This window comes from Jeongeupia chitinilytica, from assembly GCF_014652315.1.
Taxonomy (GTDB): Bacteria; Pseudomonadota; Gammaproteobacteria; order Burkholderiales; family Chitinibacteraceae; genus Jeongeupia; species Jeongeupia chitinilytica.
On the sequence record NZ_BMYO01000001.1, the window covers coordinates 306,284 to 323,014 of the forward strand.

The window sequence follows — 16,731 nt, forward strand, 5'->3', positions numbered from 1 at the left end:
CCTGTCAAGACCGCCGTCGTGCACCTGCCTATCCTTGCCGGCATCGAAGGAGAACGGAATGCGCGGGCAAATGGCGATCGGCGTCGGCAATGGCGTCGTGGCGGGGGCGTTGTGGGGCGGGGTCTTTCTCGCGCCGCAGGTACTGGCGGGTTTTTCGGCGCTGCAGCTGTCGGCGGCGCGTTATCTGGTTTACGGTGCGGCGGCGGCGGCACTGTTGCTGCCACGCTGGCGCGCGCTGGTGCTCGGCCGCAACGAGTGGCTGGCCCTGCTCGGGCTCAGTCTGCTGGGCAACATTGCCTATTACATCATGCTGTCCAATGCGGTCCGCTGGGCCGGCGGCGCCGCAACCTCGCTGATCATCGGCCTGCTGCCGGTGCTGGTCACGCTCGTCGGGACGCGTGACGACGGGGCGATCCGCCTCGGCCGGCTGCTCGCCCCGCTGGCGCTGTGTCTGCTGGGCGTAACACTGGTCGGTATCGACGCACTGCTGACGCAGCGTGCCGACGCGAGCCCGGGGCTTCGTGCTGCCGGATTGCTGTGTGCATTCGGGGCCCTCGCGTCGTGGACGACGTATTCGGTCGTCAACCAGCGCTGGCTGGCAAGGCGGCCGGACCTGTCCGGTCACGACTGGTCGTTGCTGACCGGCGTTGCCACCGGCGGTTTGGCGCTATTGCTGGTGGTGCCGGCTTTTGCCGGTCAGCAGGCGGAGCGCCCGGCCGCAGACTGGCTGCAGTTCTGGCTGATCGCCGCGGCCGTAGCGATCTTTGCCTCCATCCTCGGCAACGGTTTCTGGAACCGCGCCAGCCGGCTGCTGCCGCTGACGCTGAGCGGCCAGATGATCATCTTCGAGACGGTATTCGCGCTGCTGTACGGCTTTCTGTGGGCGCACCGGCTGCCGAGCATGCTGGAAGCCGCCGCCATCGTCTGCCTGATTGCCGGCGTCGTCTGGTGCACCTTCGCCCACCGGGCGCCGGCGTGAGGGCTTGAGCGGCTCAGCCGCGTGTTGCGGCGGTAAAGGCGATTTCGATCTGCAGGTCCGGCGATGCGAGCTCGGCACGCACGCAGGCACGCGCCGGCGCACAGCCCTCGGGCAACCATTCGGCCCAGATCTCGTTCAGCGCCTTGCGGTTGGCCAGATTGGGCAGATAGATCGTGACCATCATCAGCCGGCTTTTGTCGGAGCCGATGGCGGCGAGCGTACGGTCGGCCTGGGCCAGCAGCGCACGGGTCTGGTCGGCAAAGCTGTTGCCGCTTTCGGGGACTTCGACGAAGCAGGCGATCCGGTTGAAGACGACCGCGTCCGACCACAGCGGGGTCGGATTGTGGCGATGAATGTCGTTGTTGCTCATGGGCGGGTCCAATCGATGACGGGCTGCCGGCTGGCCGGCGAGCCGCCATTATGCGCCAGTCGCGGTCAGTTGCTCTTGAGCCAGTCGCGCAGCCGTTCACGCAGGTTGACGAGGTCATGGCCGCAGACGATCTCGATGTGCTGTTCGTCGGCGCGGTGGATTTCATGCTCGGTCGGGCGGCTGACGCTGACCAGCATGGCGCGGGCGTCGAGCTCGGACAGGTGCGACACGCTGTCGAGCTTGAACAGCACGTCGTTGCCGACGCCGCGGCCAGTCTGGCGGTTTTCCGGCTGCTGGGTCTTGCATTCGACCAGGTAGAGCTGGTTGTTGCACAGGATGGCCAGGTCGTATTCGTTCTTCACACCGTCGTGGGTGACGATCTGCACGCCGCAGGCCAGGTCGTGGATCGGGCACTGTCCGATCAGGCTGGCCGCTTCGGCAAACAGCCAGTATTCGAGCCAGCCGCCGTTGAGGAAACGCAGGGCCTGCGCATCACGCAGCTTGAGTTCGCCGCCGTGCAGCAGCGTGATCAGCCCGGCTTGTTCGATCGGCATCAGATACGGCTGCAGCTCGCGCGGCAGCGGCGCGGTCAGGCCGTTTTCGTCGGCACGGACCACATGCTGCATCAGCGAATAGAGCTGGCGCGAGTCGCGGCTGGCAAACCAGGCCATGTGGCGGGCGAGCTTTTCCAGCGACGGGTTCCGGTGTTTCAGGTCGACCGAGACTTCGACGATTTCGCAGCCGAACAGGCCGAAGTAGCCGTCGAGCGTCAGCCGGTCGGCCACGTTGTAGCCCTGCGCCGGCACGACATTGGGCAGATGGTTGAGCCAGACCAGCGTGTCACGCTCGGGATGGATCACGAAACTGGGCACCTGACGCAACAGCGCCACTTCCTGCGCGAGCGCGGCGAGGATCGGACTGGCGCCGCTGAGGTTGATCAGCGTCGGCAGCTCGGTATCGCTGATGATCTGCGCCAGGGTGCCGCGCAGTTGCGACGGCGAATCCTCGCCGGTCAGCTCGATGATGTCGCAACTGATCTGGGCGGCCACGGCGATCTCGGCGATGTCGGCGGCGGCACCCAGCCGATGGCTGTGTGCGGCCACCGTCATGTGCCGGATGCCGAAGACGCGATCGAGCGCCGGCGTGAGGATGTCGGAGTGGACGGTGTCGATCGGGCAGAGCAGGTGCATGGCCGTTCCAGGCGGGGTGGGTGGTCGAGTCTAGCAGCGCACCGCAGCGGGGCGCGTGCGCGGGCATGACATTGTTGTGTCGCCGTCATGCCCGTGCACATCAGGCGGCTTGCAGTGCCGCAATGCGTCCGGCGAGGAACTGCTTCGCCTGAGACTCGCCGTCGCGGATCAGCCGGCCGAGATTTTCCGGGCTGCGGTCGATCTTGGTCTCGTAGTCGAGGTCGTCCTGTAGCGGCTGCGACATTTCGATGAACGGAATGTGGTAGGGCTGGGCCGGTTCGTTGTCGAAGCAGCGGGGGATCAGCACCGGCTCGGAGATGTGGAACTGGTCTAGGAAGTCGGTGTTGAAAGCGCCGCGCAGCAGCAGGTTGTTGAGGAAGCCGATGTTCGTCAGCTGGTGGAACAGCGACATGTTGCCGACCATCTCGTTGCGACGATCGGCGATCTGTTCCGGCGCCCGCGGCACCTGCCTGCATCCGGTCGGGTTGATCTTGATGACCCAGATTTCCTCCGGCAGGTTGTCGGCACCGACATAGACGGCCTTGGCCAGCTCGTCGACCGGCGGGTTGTCCGAGAACAGCCCGTCCCAGTAGGCTCCGCCGTCGAACTCGACTGCCGGAAAGATGTTCGGCACCGCGCACGACGACAGCAGGTGCTCGATGCGGATGGCCTGTTCACGCGAGTTGAACTTGACCAGTTGCCCGGACAGGACCTCGGCCGCGCCAAGCAGCAGCGCCGGCAGATCGGGGCGCGGGCCGGTGGCGGCGAGTTCCTCGAAGTCGATGTGCTTGGTCAGCAGTGCATGAAAATCGGTGAAGTGCGGCCGCAGCGTCGATGTCGTCAGGCTCATCATCGTCTGGATCAGCGGCGAGTACGGGCTGAAGTTGAACTGCGGCAGCTGTCCCTTGTTGGTGGCGCGCAGCGATTCGGTCACGTAGCGGTTGAAGTGCTCCTCGGCCTGCGTCTGCGCGGTGTTGTCGGCCCAGAAGTCCATCAGTCGTGCGGGGATGTCGGTGTCGCCCTTGAGCAGCGCATACCACACCAGCGTGGCGCACAGCGCGCCGCCCGAGGTGCCGCTGATGCTGGTCAGGCGGAAGTGCTCGTCGAATCCGCCGTCGTACAGCGCCTTCAGCGCGCCGGCGGTGAACGCGGTCTGGCTGCCGCCGCCCTGGCAGGCGATGGCAATGCGTCGTTTGCTCATTGTTGTGGTTTCTCCCTGGTGAAACGTGATCAGTGTGCGGTCCAGCCTCCGTCGACCGGCAAGGCGGTGCCGGTGATCGACGCGGCGCCATCGGTACACAGAAAGGCCGCGAGTGCGCCGAGTTCGTCGACTTCGACGAAACGTTTGGTCGCCTGCGAGGCCAGCAGCACGTCGCGGACGACTTCCTCCTCCGAAATGCCCCGCGCCTTTGCGGTATCGGGGATCTGTTTCTGCACCAGCGGCGTCATCACGTAGCCGGGGCAGATGGCGTTGGCGGTGACGCCGTGCTCGGCCAGTTCGAGCGCCACGGTCTTGGTCAGCCCGAGCACGCCGTGCTTCGACGCGACATAGGCCGACTTGAACGGCGACGCGACAAGGGCGTGGGCCGAGGCGACATTGATGATCCGGCCCCAGCCGCGCTGCTTCATTCCCGGCACGGCGAGCCGGATCGCATGGAAGGCCGCGCCAAGATTCAGCGCGATGATCAGGTCCCATTTCTCCGGCGGAAAATCCTCGATCGGCGAAACGTGCTGTACGCCGGCATTGTTGACGAGGATGTCGAGCCGGCCGTGCTCGGCCTCGATTTTGGCGATCAGTTCGGCCACCGCGTCGGCACGGCTGAGGTCGGCGCCGATGAAGCCGATTTCGGCGCCGGTGTCCGCCGCCAGCTGTGCACGGGTGGCCTCGATTTCGTCGGCCTTGCCGAGGCCGTTGAGCACGACCGTGGCGCCTTCGCGCGCCAGGGCATGGGCGATGCCGAGGCCGATCCCGCTGGTCGAGCCGGTGACCAGGGCGACTTTTCCTTTGAGCATGGTGTTCCTCGATCGATATAGGGGCATCGCTGAGGTATAGCACCGAATCATGTCGTCCGGATGGCGCGGGCTTGGCAGTCTGGCAAAGCTGGCGTTGGTGCGGGGAGCCGCCGCTGTTATCGTTACGGCTGACGCCATATTGACGAGCTGCAATGTCCCCGGACGAATCCGCTACCGATCTTTACGCTGCCCGCGAGGCGGAGAAGCGCCGGCGCCTGCGCCGGGCGCGCACCGGTGCGACCGGGCTGCTCTTGCTGATGGCGTCGCTGGCATTGTTTGCGCTGTTCGTCGGGCACGGCCGCGGTGGCTGGGGTTATCTGGCCGCGTTTGCCGAGGCCGCGGTCGTCGGTGCGCTGGCCGACTGGTTCGCGATTACCGCACTGTTCAAGCACCCGATGGGCGTGCCGATTCCGCACACGGCAATCGTGCCGCAGAACAAGGTGCGCATCGCCGACAGTCTCGGCCAGTTCATCGAAACGCATTTCCTGCTGCCCGACGTACTGGCCAAGCGCATCGACGCGTTCAACCCGGCGCGACGGCTGGCGGTGTGGCTGGCGCGCCCGGCCAATGCGCGCCAGCTCACCGAGCAGGGCACGCAGCTGTTCCGCTTCCTGCTCGACATGCTGGACGACCCGAAGCTCGCGCATCTGGTGCGCGATCTGGCCGTCAAGCGGCTGGGGCAGCTCGATCTGGGCAGTCGCGGTGCGGCGTTGCTGCAGCTGGTCCGCCATGCCGGCCAGCACCAGAAAGTGTTCGACGGTGTCGTCAGGGCGGCCATCTCGCGACTGGATACGCCGAATGCGCACGATTATCTGGCCGGCGTGATCGCCAACGAATTCAACGTGCTGCGCTGGGTTGCACTGGACGAGGCCGGCGGACGTTATCTGGCGCGCAAGCTGATCGGGGCAACGTCGCAGGCGCTCGAACGCTCGCTCGCCGAGCCGGACCATCCGCTGCGGCAGGCGTTCGACCGGCAGTTCGGCGACTGGATCGATGCGCTCGGCCACGATCCGGAGACGCGGGAGCAGCTGGCGCAATGGCAGCGCAGGCTGCTCGACGACGAGGGCCTGCAGCAGGGGCTCGAACGGATGTGGCGCGATGCGCTGGGCTGGCTGCGTCACGACCTCGAACGCGACGATTCGCAGATCCGCGCCAAAGTCGGTGCGGCGGTGAAGCAGTTCGGGCTGCGGTTGCGCGACGACACGGTCTTCGTCGACTGGCTGAATGCGCGGCTCCGGACGTTTGCGGCGCAATCGCTGGCGCGTTATCGCGGCGAGATCGGCGTGTTCATCGCCGACCAGCTCAAGGGCTGGGACGACAAGGTGCTGGTCGACCGGCTCGAACTCAACGTCGGCATCGACCTGCAGTTCATCCGGGTCAACGGCACTCTGGTCGGCGGGCTGATCGGGCTGCTGATCTATACCGCGCGACAGTTCGCCGGTGTTTAACGATTCAAGAAACAGGGGAAGTGGTGATGGAGTGGATCGACGTACGCAGTGATACCGTGACCCAGCCGACGCCAGCGATGCGTACGGCCATGGCCGACGCCGCGGTCGGCGACGACGTCTACGGTGACGATCCGACAGTCGTCGCGCTCGAGGCCGCGGCGGCGGAACGGCTCGGCAAGGCGGCGGCGTTGTTCGTGCCGACCGGCACTTTCGGCAACCAGCTGGCGCTGTTCACGCACTGCGAGCGCGGCGACGAGGTGATCGTCGCGGAAGACAGCCACATCGTCTGGCACGAGGTCGGCGGCGCGGCGATCATCGCCGGCGTCAACCTGCGGCCGGTACCGGTGCTGAACGGCGACGCGGTCCGCACCCGCATCCGTCCTGCCGGCGACATCCACCTGCCGCGTACCGGCCTCGTCTGTGTCGAGAACGCCCGCGGGGCCGGCAGCGTGATGCCGCTGGCGACGATGCGCGAGATCCGCGATGTGGCCCGGGCGGCCGGGATTCCGGTCCACCTCGACGGTGCGCGGCTGTTCAATGCCGCCACGGCGCTTGGTGTCGAAGCCAGCGAACTGGCGCAGTACGCCGACACCGTGATGTTCTGTCTGTCCAAAGGGCTGGCGGCACCGGTCGGCTCGATTCTTGCCGGTCCGTCCGGGTTCATCGAACGGGCGCGCAAGAAGCGCAAACTGATGGGCGGCGGTCTGCGTCAGGCCGGCGTGCTCGCTGCGCCCGGGTTGATTGCGCTGGACGAAATGAGCGCACGCCTGGGCGACGACCACGTCAACGCCAAACGCCTGGCCGAACTGCTCGAACGCCTGCCCGGCGTGGTCGTCCATCGCGACCAGCTCGACATCAACATGGTGTTCTTCGAGCTGCTCGACATCCACCAGAATCCGGACGATCTGGTCGCCAAACTGCTCGCACAGGGCATCAAGGCGAATCCGCCCGAGGCCGGACTGTGGCGCTTCGTCACCCACTGGCAGGTCGGAGCGGCCGAGGTCGAACGGATCGCCAGTGCTTTCGGTCAGGCGCTGCTGCGCTGAGCCGGTCAACGTCAATCCACCGGAGCCCGCGATGGCCGTCCGTCCTGTGCTGAAAATGGGGACCCCCAGCCTGCTGCAACGCTCGGAGCCGGTGGTCGAGTTCGACACGCCCGAGCTGCACGCGCTGGTGCAGGATCTGTTCGATACGATGCAGGCAACCGGTGGCGTCGGCATCGCCGCGCCGCAGATCGGCGTCAACCTGCAGGTGGTGATCTTCGGCTTCGACGCCAGTTCCCGTTATCCGGACGCCGAACCGGTGCCGCAGACGGTGCTGCTCAATCCGGAGATCATCCCGCTCGGACACGATGAAGTGCTGGGCTGGGAGGGCTGCCTGTCGGTGCCCGGCCTGCGGGGCGAGGTACCGCGCTACCAGCGCATCCGCTACCGTGGTTTCGATCAGCACGGCGAGCCGATCGCCCGCGAAGTCGGCGGCTTCCATGCCCGCGTCGTCCAGCACGAGTGCGACCATTTGTGGGGCGTGCTGTATCCGCAGCGCATCCGCGACATGACGCGCTTCGGGTTTACCGAGGTGCTGTTTCCGGGCTTGCACGACGCGCCCGACGAGTGAGCCGCGACGCGCGTCGGGCGTTCGTGACGCTGCCGTAAACATCCGGCTGTGCCGGACTCAGCGGGCGTCGAGCTGCGCAGCGGCGGAAACGGTTTCCGGCCGGACGGCCTGACGTAGCGCGTGCAAAGCGGTGACGAGCGAAGCAGCCATCTCCGGGTGACCGACGATACCGTCCTCGTCCAGCTTCGCACCGAGTAGCGGAACGCCGATCGACGCGGCGTCGACCAGCTGCGCGGACATCGTGACGAGGATTTCACGCAATGCGGCTTGGGCATGCACGGCGCGCGGGGAGGCGTTGAAGAGCGCGACGGGCTTGTTCACGAAGGCTTCGCAGCCCACCATCCAGTCGAGTGCGTTCTTCATCACCCCCGATACCCCGTGTGCGTACTCGGGGCTGGCGATGATCAGCGCGTCGGCGGCAATGATGCGCCGGCGCAGCGCGGCAACGGGCATGGGGTCGCTGGCTTCCTGATCGGGATTGAACAGCGGCAGATCACCGATGCCGTGATCGCAGATCACCTCGATGCCGTCGGGGGCCAGACGGGCCGTTGCACGAAGCAGCGCAGCATTGTGTGACGCAGCACGAAGGCTGCCGCAGAGGGCGAGAATTCGCATCAGTGGTGACCTGGCCGTTCGGCCTGCAGTTGGCACGAATCACCCGCTTCGTGCGACGGTGCCGCCAGGACGTACAGGATGTCCGGGCAGCGTTCCTCGTTGTTCCGGCCATCGCTGAAAACGGTTGCCACGAAGCCGAAGCGTTCGTAGAAGCGGCGTGCACCGAGATTGGCCTGAAAGGTGTGCAGGCGGATCGGGCGGGGCAGGGTGCGCAGGGCGTGAGCAAGGAGTTCGCTGCCGACGCCGTGACCGACCTGCGCCGGGTTGACGGCCATTTGCGTGATCCAGGCGCCGTCGTGCCCGATCCCGGTCGCCATGGCGCCGACGATGCGGCCGTCCCGTTCCGCCACGATCAAGCCGCCGCCCGGTACGAGGCCGTGCGCCACCCACTCGCGGATTTCATCGTCGGAATGCGCCGCCGGTGCGTATGGCATGAAGGCGGCTCGGGTGTCGATGAGGATGCGGGCGACCGCCGAAGCATCCTGCGCGCCTGCGGCACGAAGCGTCGTGACCATGACCGGGTCTGTTCGTGTGGCACCACACGGGCTACCGAGAATGACGGGGGTCGCGCTCATTCGGCGGGGGCGGCCGGCTGGAAGGGGCCGCGCAGACCGATGTAATTGCCCCACGGGACCTTGACCTGACAGATGCCCAAGCCCAGTTCGATTGGAATCGGCCCGCGATACAGCGTTGCGCCGAGGGCGGTGAAATGGCGCATCGCCTCGCCGAGGTCGCGCATCTGCCAGTAGACGACCGAACCGGCGGCGCCGGAGGCCACTTTTTCGTCCGCGGGCACGATTTCCAGCTGCACCGCACCCAGACGCAGGCACTCGAAGCCGGTGCCGGGGGCGATCATGCGTTCGGCCGACGGAAAGGCACGCAGGTACCATTCCTGCGCCTGCCCGACGTGGGCAACGTGGATCATGACGGCGGCGACGGGGTTGCTGGGCATGTAATTCGGTTTGGTCTCGGTATGAACGGACGTGTCGGGCCGGACTAGCGGAGCCAGCCTTCGATCTTGCCGACGATTTCCTTGTCGTCCGGCTTGGTCATCGGCGTATAGGCGGTCACGGTCTTGCCGTCCGGGGCGATCAGGTACTTGTAGAAGTTCCACTTCGGGGTGGTGCCGCTGGCCTTGATCAGGTCGCGATAGAACGGATTGACGTCGTCACCGCGCACGGCGGACTTTTCCATCATCGGGAACTGCACCATATAGGTCAGCCGGCAGAAATCGCCGATTTCCTTGTTGGTATCGAGCTCCTGCTTGAAGTCGTTCGACGGAAAACCGACGACCAGCAGCCCCTTGTCCTTGTACTTGGCGTAGAGCTTTTCCAGCGCGTCGAACTGCGGCGCGAAGCCGCACTTGCTGGCGGTGTTGACCACCAGCACCGGCTTGCCGGCGGCCTGGCACAGGTCGAACGGTTGGCCCTGCAGCGTTTTGAACTGGTGGTCGAGCAGCGGCGGGCAGGCCGCCCGGGCGACACCGGTGGCGAACAGCAGTGCGAAGGCGAAACGCAGCATGGTGCGGACTCCGTGAACGGTGAAACCAGCCTACGCCAGCGTCATGTCCGCTGCAACGGGTACCCGAAAAGCGCCCGTGCGGCGCAGGGGACTACCGCCGGATGGCGGGTTGCGGCGTCGCAACCGGAGATGGCTGGCGGGGCTCAAACCGCGTCGATGTCGGGCAGCTGGATCATCCCGTTGTGGAAGTTGTACTCGTAGACCTCGCCGTAGCGGCCCCATTCGATGACGGTTTTGAGTACCTGTTCGGCTTCTTCGGCGTGCAGCGATTCGCGCAGCAGCTTGAGGAACGGCTCTTCCGGCAGTTCGCCGTCGTTTTCCTGCAGCAGGCTGTGGCGGATGTGCGCGGCCAGCGGGACCTGGGCAAGCAGCTGCTCGCCGAACAGCCGCTGGCGTTCGGTGTTGTCGGCGTCGACGTAGCTGTGGCCCAGCGGCGTAACGACGATGTCGCCGTGCGCCAGTTGTGCCAGCCCGAACAGGTGCAGCGCTTCGGTGACCGGCAGCAGTTCGTCGTCGGTCAGCTCGGTTTCCTCGGCCAGCTTCGGCAGGTCGGCGCGGCCGTGGAACGGCGGTTCCATCAGGAGTTCGAGCACGCCCTCCATCCGGTAGACGTCGGCCTCCGGCAGGCGGCTTGCCAGCGTCAGGCGGGTTTCTTCTGCGGCGCGGCGCGGCGCCTTGGCGGTCATCAGCGCGTAGATCTGGTCGATCAGCGAGCGCACCTGCGGACTGTCGGCGTCGCGCGGGCGCGGCAGCGGAATGCGCAGCTCGGCGCGGACCCGGCCGGGGTCGCTCGCAAAGATCAGCACGCGGTCGGCCATCATCACCGCCTCCTCGATGTTGTGCGACACGACGAGGATGCCCTTCATCGGCGTGGTCTTGCCCTCCCACAGCTCGAGCATGTCGTCGCGCAACTGCTCGCCGGTCAGCACGTCGAGCGCCGAGAACGCCTCGTCCATCAGCAGGACGTCGGGCTCCATCACCAGCGCGCGGGCGATGCCGACACGCTGGCGCATGCCGCCCGACAGCTCGCGGGGCAGCGCACCTTCGAAGCCGGACAGGCCGATCATGTCGATCGCCGCCTCGGCGCGTCGGGCGCGTTCGGTCGGGGCGATGCCCTGCGCCTCGAGGCCGAGCTCGACGTTCTGCTGTACGGTGAGCCACGGAAACAGCGCGAACGACTGGAACACCATGGCGATGCCGCGCGCCGGGCCGTACAGCGGCTGACCGCGATAGTTGACGTCGCCGCCGTCGGCATTGATCAGCCCGGCCATGATCCGCAGCAGCGTCGATTTGCCCGAGCCGGACTGGCCGAGCAGGGCGACGATCTCGCCGTCGGCGAGCGCAAAGTCGACACCGGCCAGCACGGTGCGTGCGGCGCCATCGGCCGAGCGGAACGATTTGCCGACGTTTTTCAGTTCGATGAGTTTTTCGGTCATGGTCGCGCTGTCTTAAAAGTGCATTTTCGATTCGGCCAGCCGGTACAGCCGGCGCCAGACGAAGTGGTTGAGGCTCATCACGAAGACGCACATCACGCCGATGCCGAGCGCGATGCGCGGGAAATCGCCGGTGGCGGTCATCTGCGCGATGTAGCTGCCGAGGCCCTCGGCCTTCAGCGTGGTCGGCCCCCAGGACACGAACTCGGCAACGATGCTGGCGTTCCACGAGCCGCCGCTGGCGGTGATCGCGCCGGTGACGAAGCTCGGGAACACCGCCGGCAGCAGATAGCGCTTCCACTTCAGCCAGCCGGTGAGGCCGAGATTCTGCGCCGCGTAGCGCAGTTCGGTCGGTACCGTCGACGCACCGGCGATCACGTTGAACAGGATGTACCACTGCGTGCCCAGTACCATCAGCGGTGACAGCCAGACGTTCGGGTTCAATCCGAAGTGGACGATGATCATGACCGCAATCGGGAACATCAGGTTGGCCGGAAAGGCGGCGAGGAACTGGGCGATGGCTTGCAGCCGGTCGGCCCAGCGCGGGTTCAGTCCGATCCAGATGCCGATCGGCACCCAGAACAGCGCGGCAAGCCCGATCAGCAGCAGCACGCGCACCAGCGTGTAGAAGCCGAGCACGAAGACGTGGCCGGCTTCGGCCCAGCCCACTTCGGCATGGACGAAGGCGAACAGCTGATAGGCCGCGATCAGCACCAGTGCCGTGATCACCGCATCGGTGGCACGCGATTGCCAGGCCGGCGTGGGCGCCGGTTTGGCGAGAATCGACGTGCCGTCGTGCGACTTGCGGAACCAGGTAAAGCTGCGCTCGAACACGGCAATGCCGGACAGTGCGACCTTCTGCATCACCTCGGTCCGGCGCGCCAGCGTCAGCAGCCACGAGGATTGCGCGGCATCGCTGCCGGTGGCTTCGAAGCGGAACTTGTCGGCCCAGGCCAGGAGCGGGCGGAAGAACAGCTGGTCATACAACAGGATGCCGATGCCCATGGCCGCAATCGCCCAGCCGATCGCGCCGAGGTCGCGGGCGTCAATCGCCGCGGCGATGTAGGAGCCGATGCCGGGCAGCTTGATGTCCTGACCCGAAACCGAGATGGCCTCGGAGGCGACAACGAAAAACCAGCCGCCCGACATCGACATCATCATGTTCCACAGCAGCTGCGGCATCGCGAACGGCAGCTCCAGCCGCCAGAAGCGCTGCCAGCCCGAGAGCTGGAAGACGCGTGCGGCCTCCTGCAGTTCGTTCGGCACCGTGCGCATCGACTGGTACAGCGAGAACGCCATGTTCCAGGCCTGCGACGTGAAGATTGCGAAGATCGCCGCGCACTCGACCCCGAACAGGTTGCCGGGGAACAGCGCGATGAAGCCGGTCACGGTGATCGACAGGAAACCCAGGACCGGGATCGACTGCAGGATGTCGAGCATCGGCACCAGCACCTTCTCGCAGGCGCGGATCTTGGCGGCGAGCGCGGCGAACACGAAGCTGAACAGCAGCGAGGCCGCCAGTGCGATGAACATGCGCAAGGTCGTGCGCAGCAGGTAGTAGGGCAGTGACGCCGGGTCGAGCGAGATCGGCAGGACCGCACCGATCTGATAGGGCGCGACCATCTGCCGCGCGCCGTAGGCAAGCAGGACCAGCGTGGCCAGAACCAGCGGCAACAGCGCCCAGTCCCAGCGGTTGCCGCCGGCGTCGACGACCTGACGGGGAAAATATTGGAAACGGATCATTCGCAATCAAGGCTGAAGGGCTAAGACGAGTATCGGCATTTTCTGCCGTCTTGCACCGGCGCAATCGCGGCAAGCGCACGGCGGTGTGCAGGTGTGCTTAACGCCGGAGGCGCATTACGGTTGGCATCCCGGTAAAAAATCGCTGCGCGACACTGCCGTCATCGTGCCCGCCCCGGATTGCAATCGTGCGAACGGCGGAAAACAAAACGCCGCATCCCGAGGGATGCGGCGTTCCGGTCCGGCTGCGCGTTCAGCGCTTGCGCTGCGGCGGCAGGTCGGTGCAGACGCCCTTGGCGACTTCGGCGGCCATGCCGATCGATTCGCCCATGGTCGGATGCGGGTGGATGGTCTTGCCGATGTCCACGGCATCCGCGCCCATCTCGATCGCCAGGCAGATTTCGCCGATCATGTCGCCGGCGTGCGGCCCGACGATGGCGCCGCCGATGATCTGGCCGTTGTCGGCGTCGAAAATCAGCTTGGTGAAGCCTTCGTCACGACCGTTGGCAATCGCGCGGCCCGAAGCGGCCCACGGGAACACGCCCTTGAGAATGGCCTTGCCGTCCTTCTTGGCCTGGTCTTCGGTGATGCCGACCCATGCCACTTCCGGGTCGGTATACGCGACGCCCGGAATCACGCGCGCGTCGAAGTAGGCCTTCTCGCCGAAGGCATTCTCGGCAGCGACGTGGGCTTCGTGCACGGCCTTGTGGGCCAGCATCGGCTGGCCGACAAGGTCGCCGATCGCGAAGATGTGCGGCACGTTGGTGCGCTGCTGGCTGTCGACGTTGATGAAGCCGCGCGGATCGACGATCACGCCGGCGTTCTCGGCGCCGATCTTCTTGCCGTTCGGCACGCGGCCGGTCGCGTGCAGCACCAGGTCGTAACGGACCGGCTCTTTCGGCGCTTTTTCACCTTCGAACGTCGCCCAGATGCCGTCGTCCTTGGCTTCGAGCGCCACGGTCTTGGTATTGAGCATGATGTTGTCGAAGCGGTGGGCGTTCCACTTTTCCCAGACCTTGACGAGGTCGCGGTCGGCGCCCTGCATCAGGCCGTCGGTCATTTCGACCACGTCCAGACGCGAGCCCAGCGTCGAGTAAACCGTACCCATTTCCAGACCGATGATGCCGCCGCCGAGGATGAGCATCTTGCCCGGCACCGACTTCAGTTCGAGTGCGCCGGTCGAGTCGACCACGCGCGGATCGTCCGGCACGAAGGGCAGCTTGAATACCGACGAGCCGGCGGCAATGATCGCCTTGTTGAACTTGACGATCTTCTTCTCGCCGGTCAGCTCCTTGCCCGAACCCGAAGTCAGTTGCACTTCGATGTGATGCGGGTCGATGAAGGTGCCGACGCCGCGGACGGTCTCGACCTTGCGGGCCTTGGCCATGCCGGCGAGGCCGCCGGTCAGCTTGCCGATGACCTTTTCCTTGTAGCCGCGCAGCGCGTCGATATCGATTTCGGGCGCGCCGAACTTGATGCCGTTGGTGGCGAGGTGTGCGACTTCGTCGATGACGAAGGCGTTGTGCAGCAGGGCCTTGGACGGAATGCAGCCGACATTGAGGCAGACGCCGCCGAGGGTGGCGAAGCGCTCGATGATGACGGTCTTCATGCCGAGGTCGGCCGAGCGGAATGCGGCGGAATAACCGCCGGGACCGCCGCCGAGGACCATCATGTCGCATTCGATGTCGGCACCGCCGCTGTGGCTGCCGGCTTGCGGTGCGGCGACCGGGGCCGCTGCGGGCGCCGGTGCTGCCGCGGCGGGCGCCGGCGCCGGCGCGGGTGACGGTGCGGGTGACGGTGCGGCTGCGCCAGCCGAGACTTCGACCACGGCGATCAGGCCGCCTTCGGATATCTTGTCGCCGACCTTGACCTTGACTTCGGTGACGACGCCGGCGTGGGTCGCCGGGACTTCCATCGTCGCCTTGTCGGTTTCCAGCGTGATCAGGCTGTCTTCGACGGCGACGGTGTCGCCGACCTTGACGAAGACTTCGATGATGTCGACGTTGTCGTGGCCGCCGATATCCGGAACCTTGAGTTCAATCGTGCTCATGGTTGCTTCCAATTCAGTTGCTTGGGGCGGCCGCGGTCAGGCGGCCGCCGCTGGACGAGCGGTGCGGTCTTGTGGACGCGCACCACCGGCTTTAGAGGACCAGGCGACGGATGTCCGCCAGCAGCTTGCCCAGATGTACGGTGAAGCGACCGGCTTGTGCGCCGTCGATCACGCGGTGATCGAAGGACAGCGACAGCGGGCACATCAGGCGCGGCGCGAATTCCTTGCCGTTCCAGACCGGCTTGATCTGGCTCTTGCAGACGCCGAGGATCGCGACTTCCGGTGCATTGACGATCGGCGTGAAGCTGGTGCCGCCGATGCCGCCGAGCGAGCTGATCGTGAACGTCGCACCCTGCATGTCGGTCGGCTTGAGCTTGCCTTCGCGCGCCAGCGCCGACAGGTCGGTCAGTTCCTTGGTGATCTGCTTCAGACCCTTCTGGTCGACGTTCTTGATGACCGGAACGACGAGACCGTTCGGCGTGTCGGCGGCAAAACCGATGTTGTAGTACTGCTTCAGCACCAGATTGTCACCGTCGAGCGACGAGTTCATTTCCGGGAACGCCTTCAGCGCTTCGGCGGCGGCCTTGATGATGAAGGCCAGCGGCGAGAGCTTCAGGCCGGCCTTTTCCCATTCCTTGCCGATGGTCTTGCGGAAGTCTTCCAGCTCGGTGATGTCGCACTCGTCGTTGAACGTGACGTGCGGAATGATCACCCAGTTGCGGTGCAGGTTGGCACCGGAGATCTTCTTGATCTTCGACAGCGGCTTGGTCTCGACCGGGCCGAACTTGGCGAAGTCGACCTTCGGCCACGGCAGCAGGTCCAGACCCGCACCCGAACCGCCGGTAGCGGCGGCAACCGGGGCTGCTGTCGCGCCCGACATCACCGACTTGACGAAGTTCTGCACGTCTTCGTGCAGGATGCGGCCCTTCGGACCCGAACCGCTGACGCGCGACAGGTCGACGCCGAGGTCACGGGCGAAACGGCGCACCGACGGGCTGGCGTGAGCTTTCCTGAAGCTCGCGTCGTCGATCTTCGCGGCCGGCGCGGCAACGGCTGCAGCCGTCGGCGCTGGGGCAGGTGCGGCGACCGGTGCCGGTGCAGCAGCGACAGGTGCCGGTGCGGCCGCAGCCGGAGCGGCTACCGCTGCGGCTGCGCCCTTGACGGTGACGATCAGTGCGCCCTGGGCGACCTTGTCGCCGACCTTGATGGCGACCGATTCGACCACACCCGCGGCGGTCGACGGCACTTCCATCGAGGCCTTGTCCGATTCGAGCGTGACGAGGCTGTCGTCGACGGCGATGGTGTCGCCGACCTTGACTGTGACCTCGATCACTTCGACGGCGTCGAAGTTGCCGATGTCCGGAACGCGGACTTCGATGGACTGCGCTGCTGCTGGCGCAGCGGCCGGTGCCGCCGCCGGAGCGGCTACCGGTGCAGGTGCTGCAGCCTGGGCCGGTGCGGCAGCCGGTGCAGGTGCCGAAGCGGCGGCAGCGGCCTCGAGGACCAGCACGACGCTGCCTTCGGAAACCTTGTCGCCGACCTTGATCTTCATTTCCTTGACGACACCGGCGTGGGTCGCCGGTACTTCCATCGTCGCCTTGTCGGTTTCCAGCGTGATCAGCGATTGTTCGACGTCGACGGTATCGCCGACGTTGACCAGCACTTCGATGACGTCGACGTTGTCGTGGCCACCGATATCGGGGACTTTCAGTTCAATGATGTTGCTCATTGTTGTTCCCTGTGAGGGGTTGGGGACAG

General features: G+C 66.0%; 16 protein-coding genes. 4 read left to right on the forward strand and 12 right to left on the reverse strand.

The annotated features are described in order from the left end of the window. Positions 1 to 58 precede the first annotated feature (58 nt). Complete coding sequence (locus IE097_RS01515; protein ID WP_189458372.1) at positions 59 to 979, forward strand: DMT family transporter; 921 nt, start codon at positions 59 to 61, stop codon at positions 977 to 979. A 13-nt stretch (positions 980 to 992) separates the two neighbouring features. On the opposite strand, the gene IE097_RS01520 is transcribed toward IE097_RS01515, so the two are convergent. The 4 genes from IE097_RS01520 to IE097_RS01535 form a co-directional block, all read right to left on the reverse strand. Continuing rightward, on the reverse strand, positions 993 to 1,349 hold the full coding sequence (locus tag IE097_RS01520; RefSeq protein WP_189458373.1) for a RidA family protein: 357 nt from the start codon (positions 1,347 to 1,349) through the stop codon (positions 993 to 995). Between the two features lie 65 nt (positions 1,350 to 1,414). Further along, a complete protein-coding gene (locus tag IE097_RS01525) occupies positions 1,415 to 2,539 on the reverse strand; it encodes a Card1-like endonuclease domain-containing protein (RefSeq protein WP_189458374.1) in 1,125 nt (374 codons plus the stop codon). Positions 2,540 to 2,639: 100 nt separating this feature from the next. Further along, a complete protein-coding gene (locus IE097_RS01530) occupies positions 2,640 to 3,740 on the reverse strand; it encodes a patatin-like phospholipase family protein (protein ID WP_189458375.1) in 1,101 nt (366 codons plus the stop codon). Between the two features lie 29 nt (positions 3,741 to 3,769). Beyond that, positions 3,770 to 4,552 carry a 3-hydroxybutyrate dehydrogenase gene (locus tag IE097_RS01535; RefSeq protein WP_189458376.1) on the reverse strand — a complete coding sequence of 261 codons (783 nt, stop codon included), beginning with the start codon at positions 4,550 to 4,552 and terminating at the stop codon, positions 3,770 to 3,772. A gap of 152 nt (positions 4,553 to 4,704) precedes the next feature. Here IE097_RS01535 and IE097_RS01540 point away from each other — a divergent pair, with 152 nt between their 5' ends. From IE097_RS01540 to def, 3 genes are read left to right on the forward strand one after another with little or no spacing between them, the layout of a single operon-like run. Then, positions 4,705 to 6,000: a DUF445 domain-containing protein gene (locus IE097_RS01540; RefSeq protein ID WP_189458377.1), complete on the forward strand. Its 1,296-nt coding sequence runs from the start codon at positions 4,705 to 4,707 to the stop codon at positions 5,998 to 6,000. Positions 6,001 to 6,026: 26 nt separating this feature from the next. Beyond that, positions 6,027 to 7,046 (forward strand): threonine aldolase family protein, encoded by a 1,020-nt coding sequence (locus tag IE097_RS01545; RefSeq protein ID WP_189458378.1) that lies wholly within the window; start codon positions 6,027 to 6,029, stop codon positions 7,044 to 7,046. A gap of 31 nt (positions 7,047 to 7,077) precedes the next feature. Beyond that, complete coding sequence (gene def, locus IE097_RS01550) at positions 7,078 to 7,614, forward strand: peptide deformylase (RefSeq protein ID WP_189458379.1); 537 nt, start codon at positions 7,078 to 7,080, stop codon at positions 7,612 to 7,614. Positions 7,615 to 7,671: 57 nt separating this feature from the next. Here the strand turns inward: def and IE097_RS01555 are convergent, their stop codons facing one another. From IE097_RS01555 to aceF, 8 genes are all read right to left on the reverse strand, one after another. Next, the gene (locus IE097_RS01555; RefSeq protein ID WP_189458380.1) at positions 7,672 to 8,229 is read right to left on the reverse strand and encodes an NADPH-dependent FMN reductase; all 558 of its coding nucleotides are present in this window, start codon (positions 8,227 to 8,229) and stop codon (positions 7,672 to 7,674) included. Next, positions 8,229 to 8,744 carry a GNAT family N-acetyltransferase gene (locus IE097_RS01560; RefSeq protein ID WP_189458381.1) on the reverse strand — a complete coding sequence of 172 codons (516 nt, stop codon included), beginning with the start codon at positions 8,742 to 8,744 and terminating at the stop codon, positions 8,229 to 8,231. Before IE097_RS01560 ends, IE097_RS01555 begins: the two co-directional genes overlap by 1 nt. A 56-nt stretch (positions 8,745 to 8,800) precedes the next feature. After that, positions 8,801 to 9,181: a VOC family protein gene (locus IE097_RS01565; RefSeq protein ID WP_189458382.1), complete on the reverse strand. Its 381-nt coding sequence runs from the start codon at positions 9,179 to 9,181 to the stop codon at positions 8,801 to 8,803. Positions 9,182 to 9,225: 44 nt separating this feature from the next. Further along, complete coding sequence (locus tag IE097_RS01570) at positions 9,226 to 9,750, reverse strand: glutathione peroxidase (RefSeq protein WP_189458383.1); 525 nt, start codon at positions 9,748 to 9,750, stop codon at positions 9,226 to 9,228. Between the two features lie 143 nt (positions 9,751 to 9,893). After that, complete coding sequence (locus IE097_RS01575) at positions 9,894 to 11,186, reverse strand: ABC transporter ATP-binding protein (RefSeq protein WP_189458384.1); 1,293 nt, start codon at positions 11,184 to 11,186, stop codon at positions 9,894 to 9,896. A 12-nt stretch (positions 11,187 to 11,198) separates the two neighbouring features. After that, complete coding sequence (locus IE097_RS01580) at positions 11,199 to 12,926, reverse strand: ABC transporter permease (RefSeq protein WP_189458385.1); 1,728 nt, start codon at positions 12,924 to 12,926, stop codon at positions 11,199 to 11,201. A gap of 250 nt (positions 12,927 to 13,176) precedes the next feature. Continuing rightward, a complete protein-coding gene (gene lpdA, locus IE097_RS01585) occupies positions 13,177 to 14,973 on the reverse strand; it encodes a dihydrolipoyl dehydrogenase (RefSeq protein WP_189458386.1) in 1,797 nt (598 codons plus the stop codon). Positions 14,974 to 15,064: 91 nt separating this feature from the next. Further along, positions 15,065 to 16,702: a dihydrolipoyllysine-residue acetyltransferase gene (gene aceF, locus IE097_RS01590; RefSeq protein ID WP_189458387.1), complete on the reverse strand. Its 1,638-nt coding sequence runs from the start codon at positions 16,700 to 16,702 to the stop codon at positions 15,065 to 15,067. Between the last annotated feature and the right edge of the window lie 29 nt (positions 16,703 to 16,731).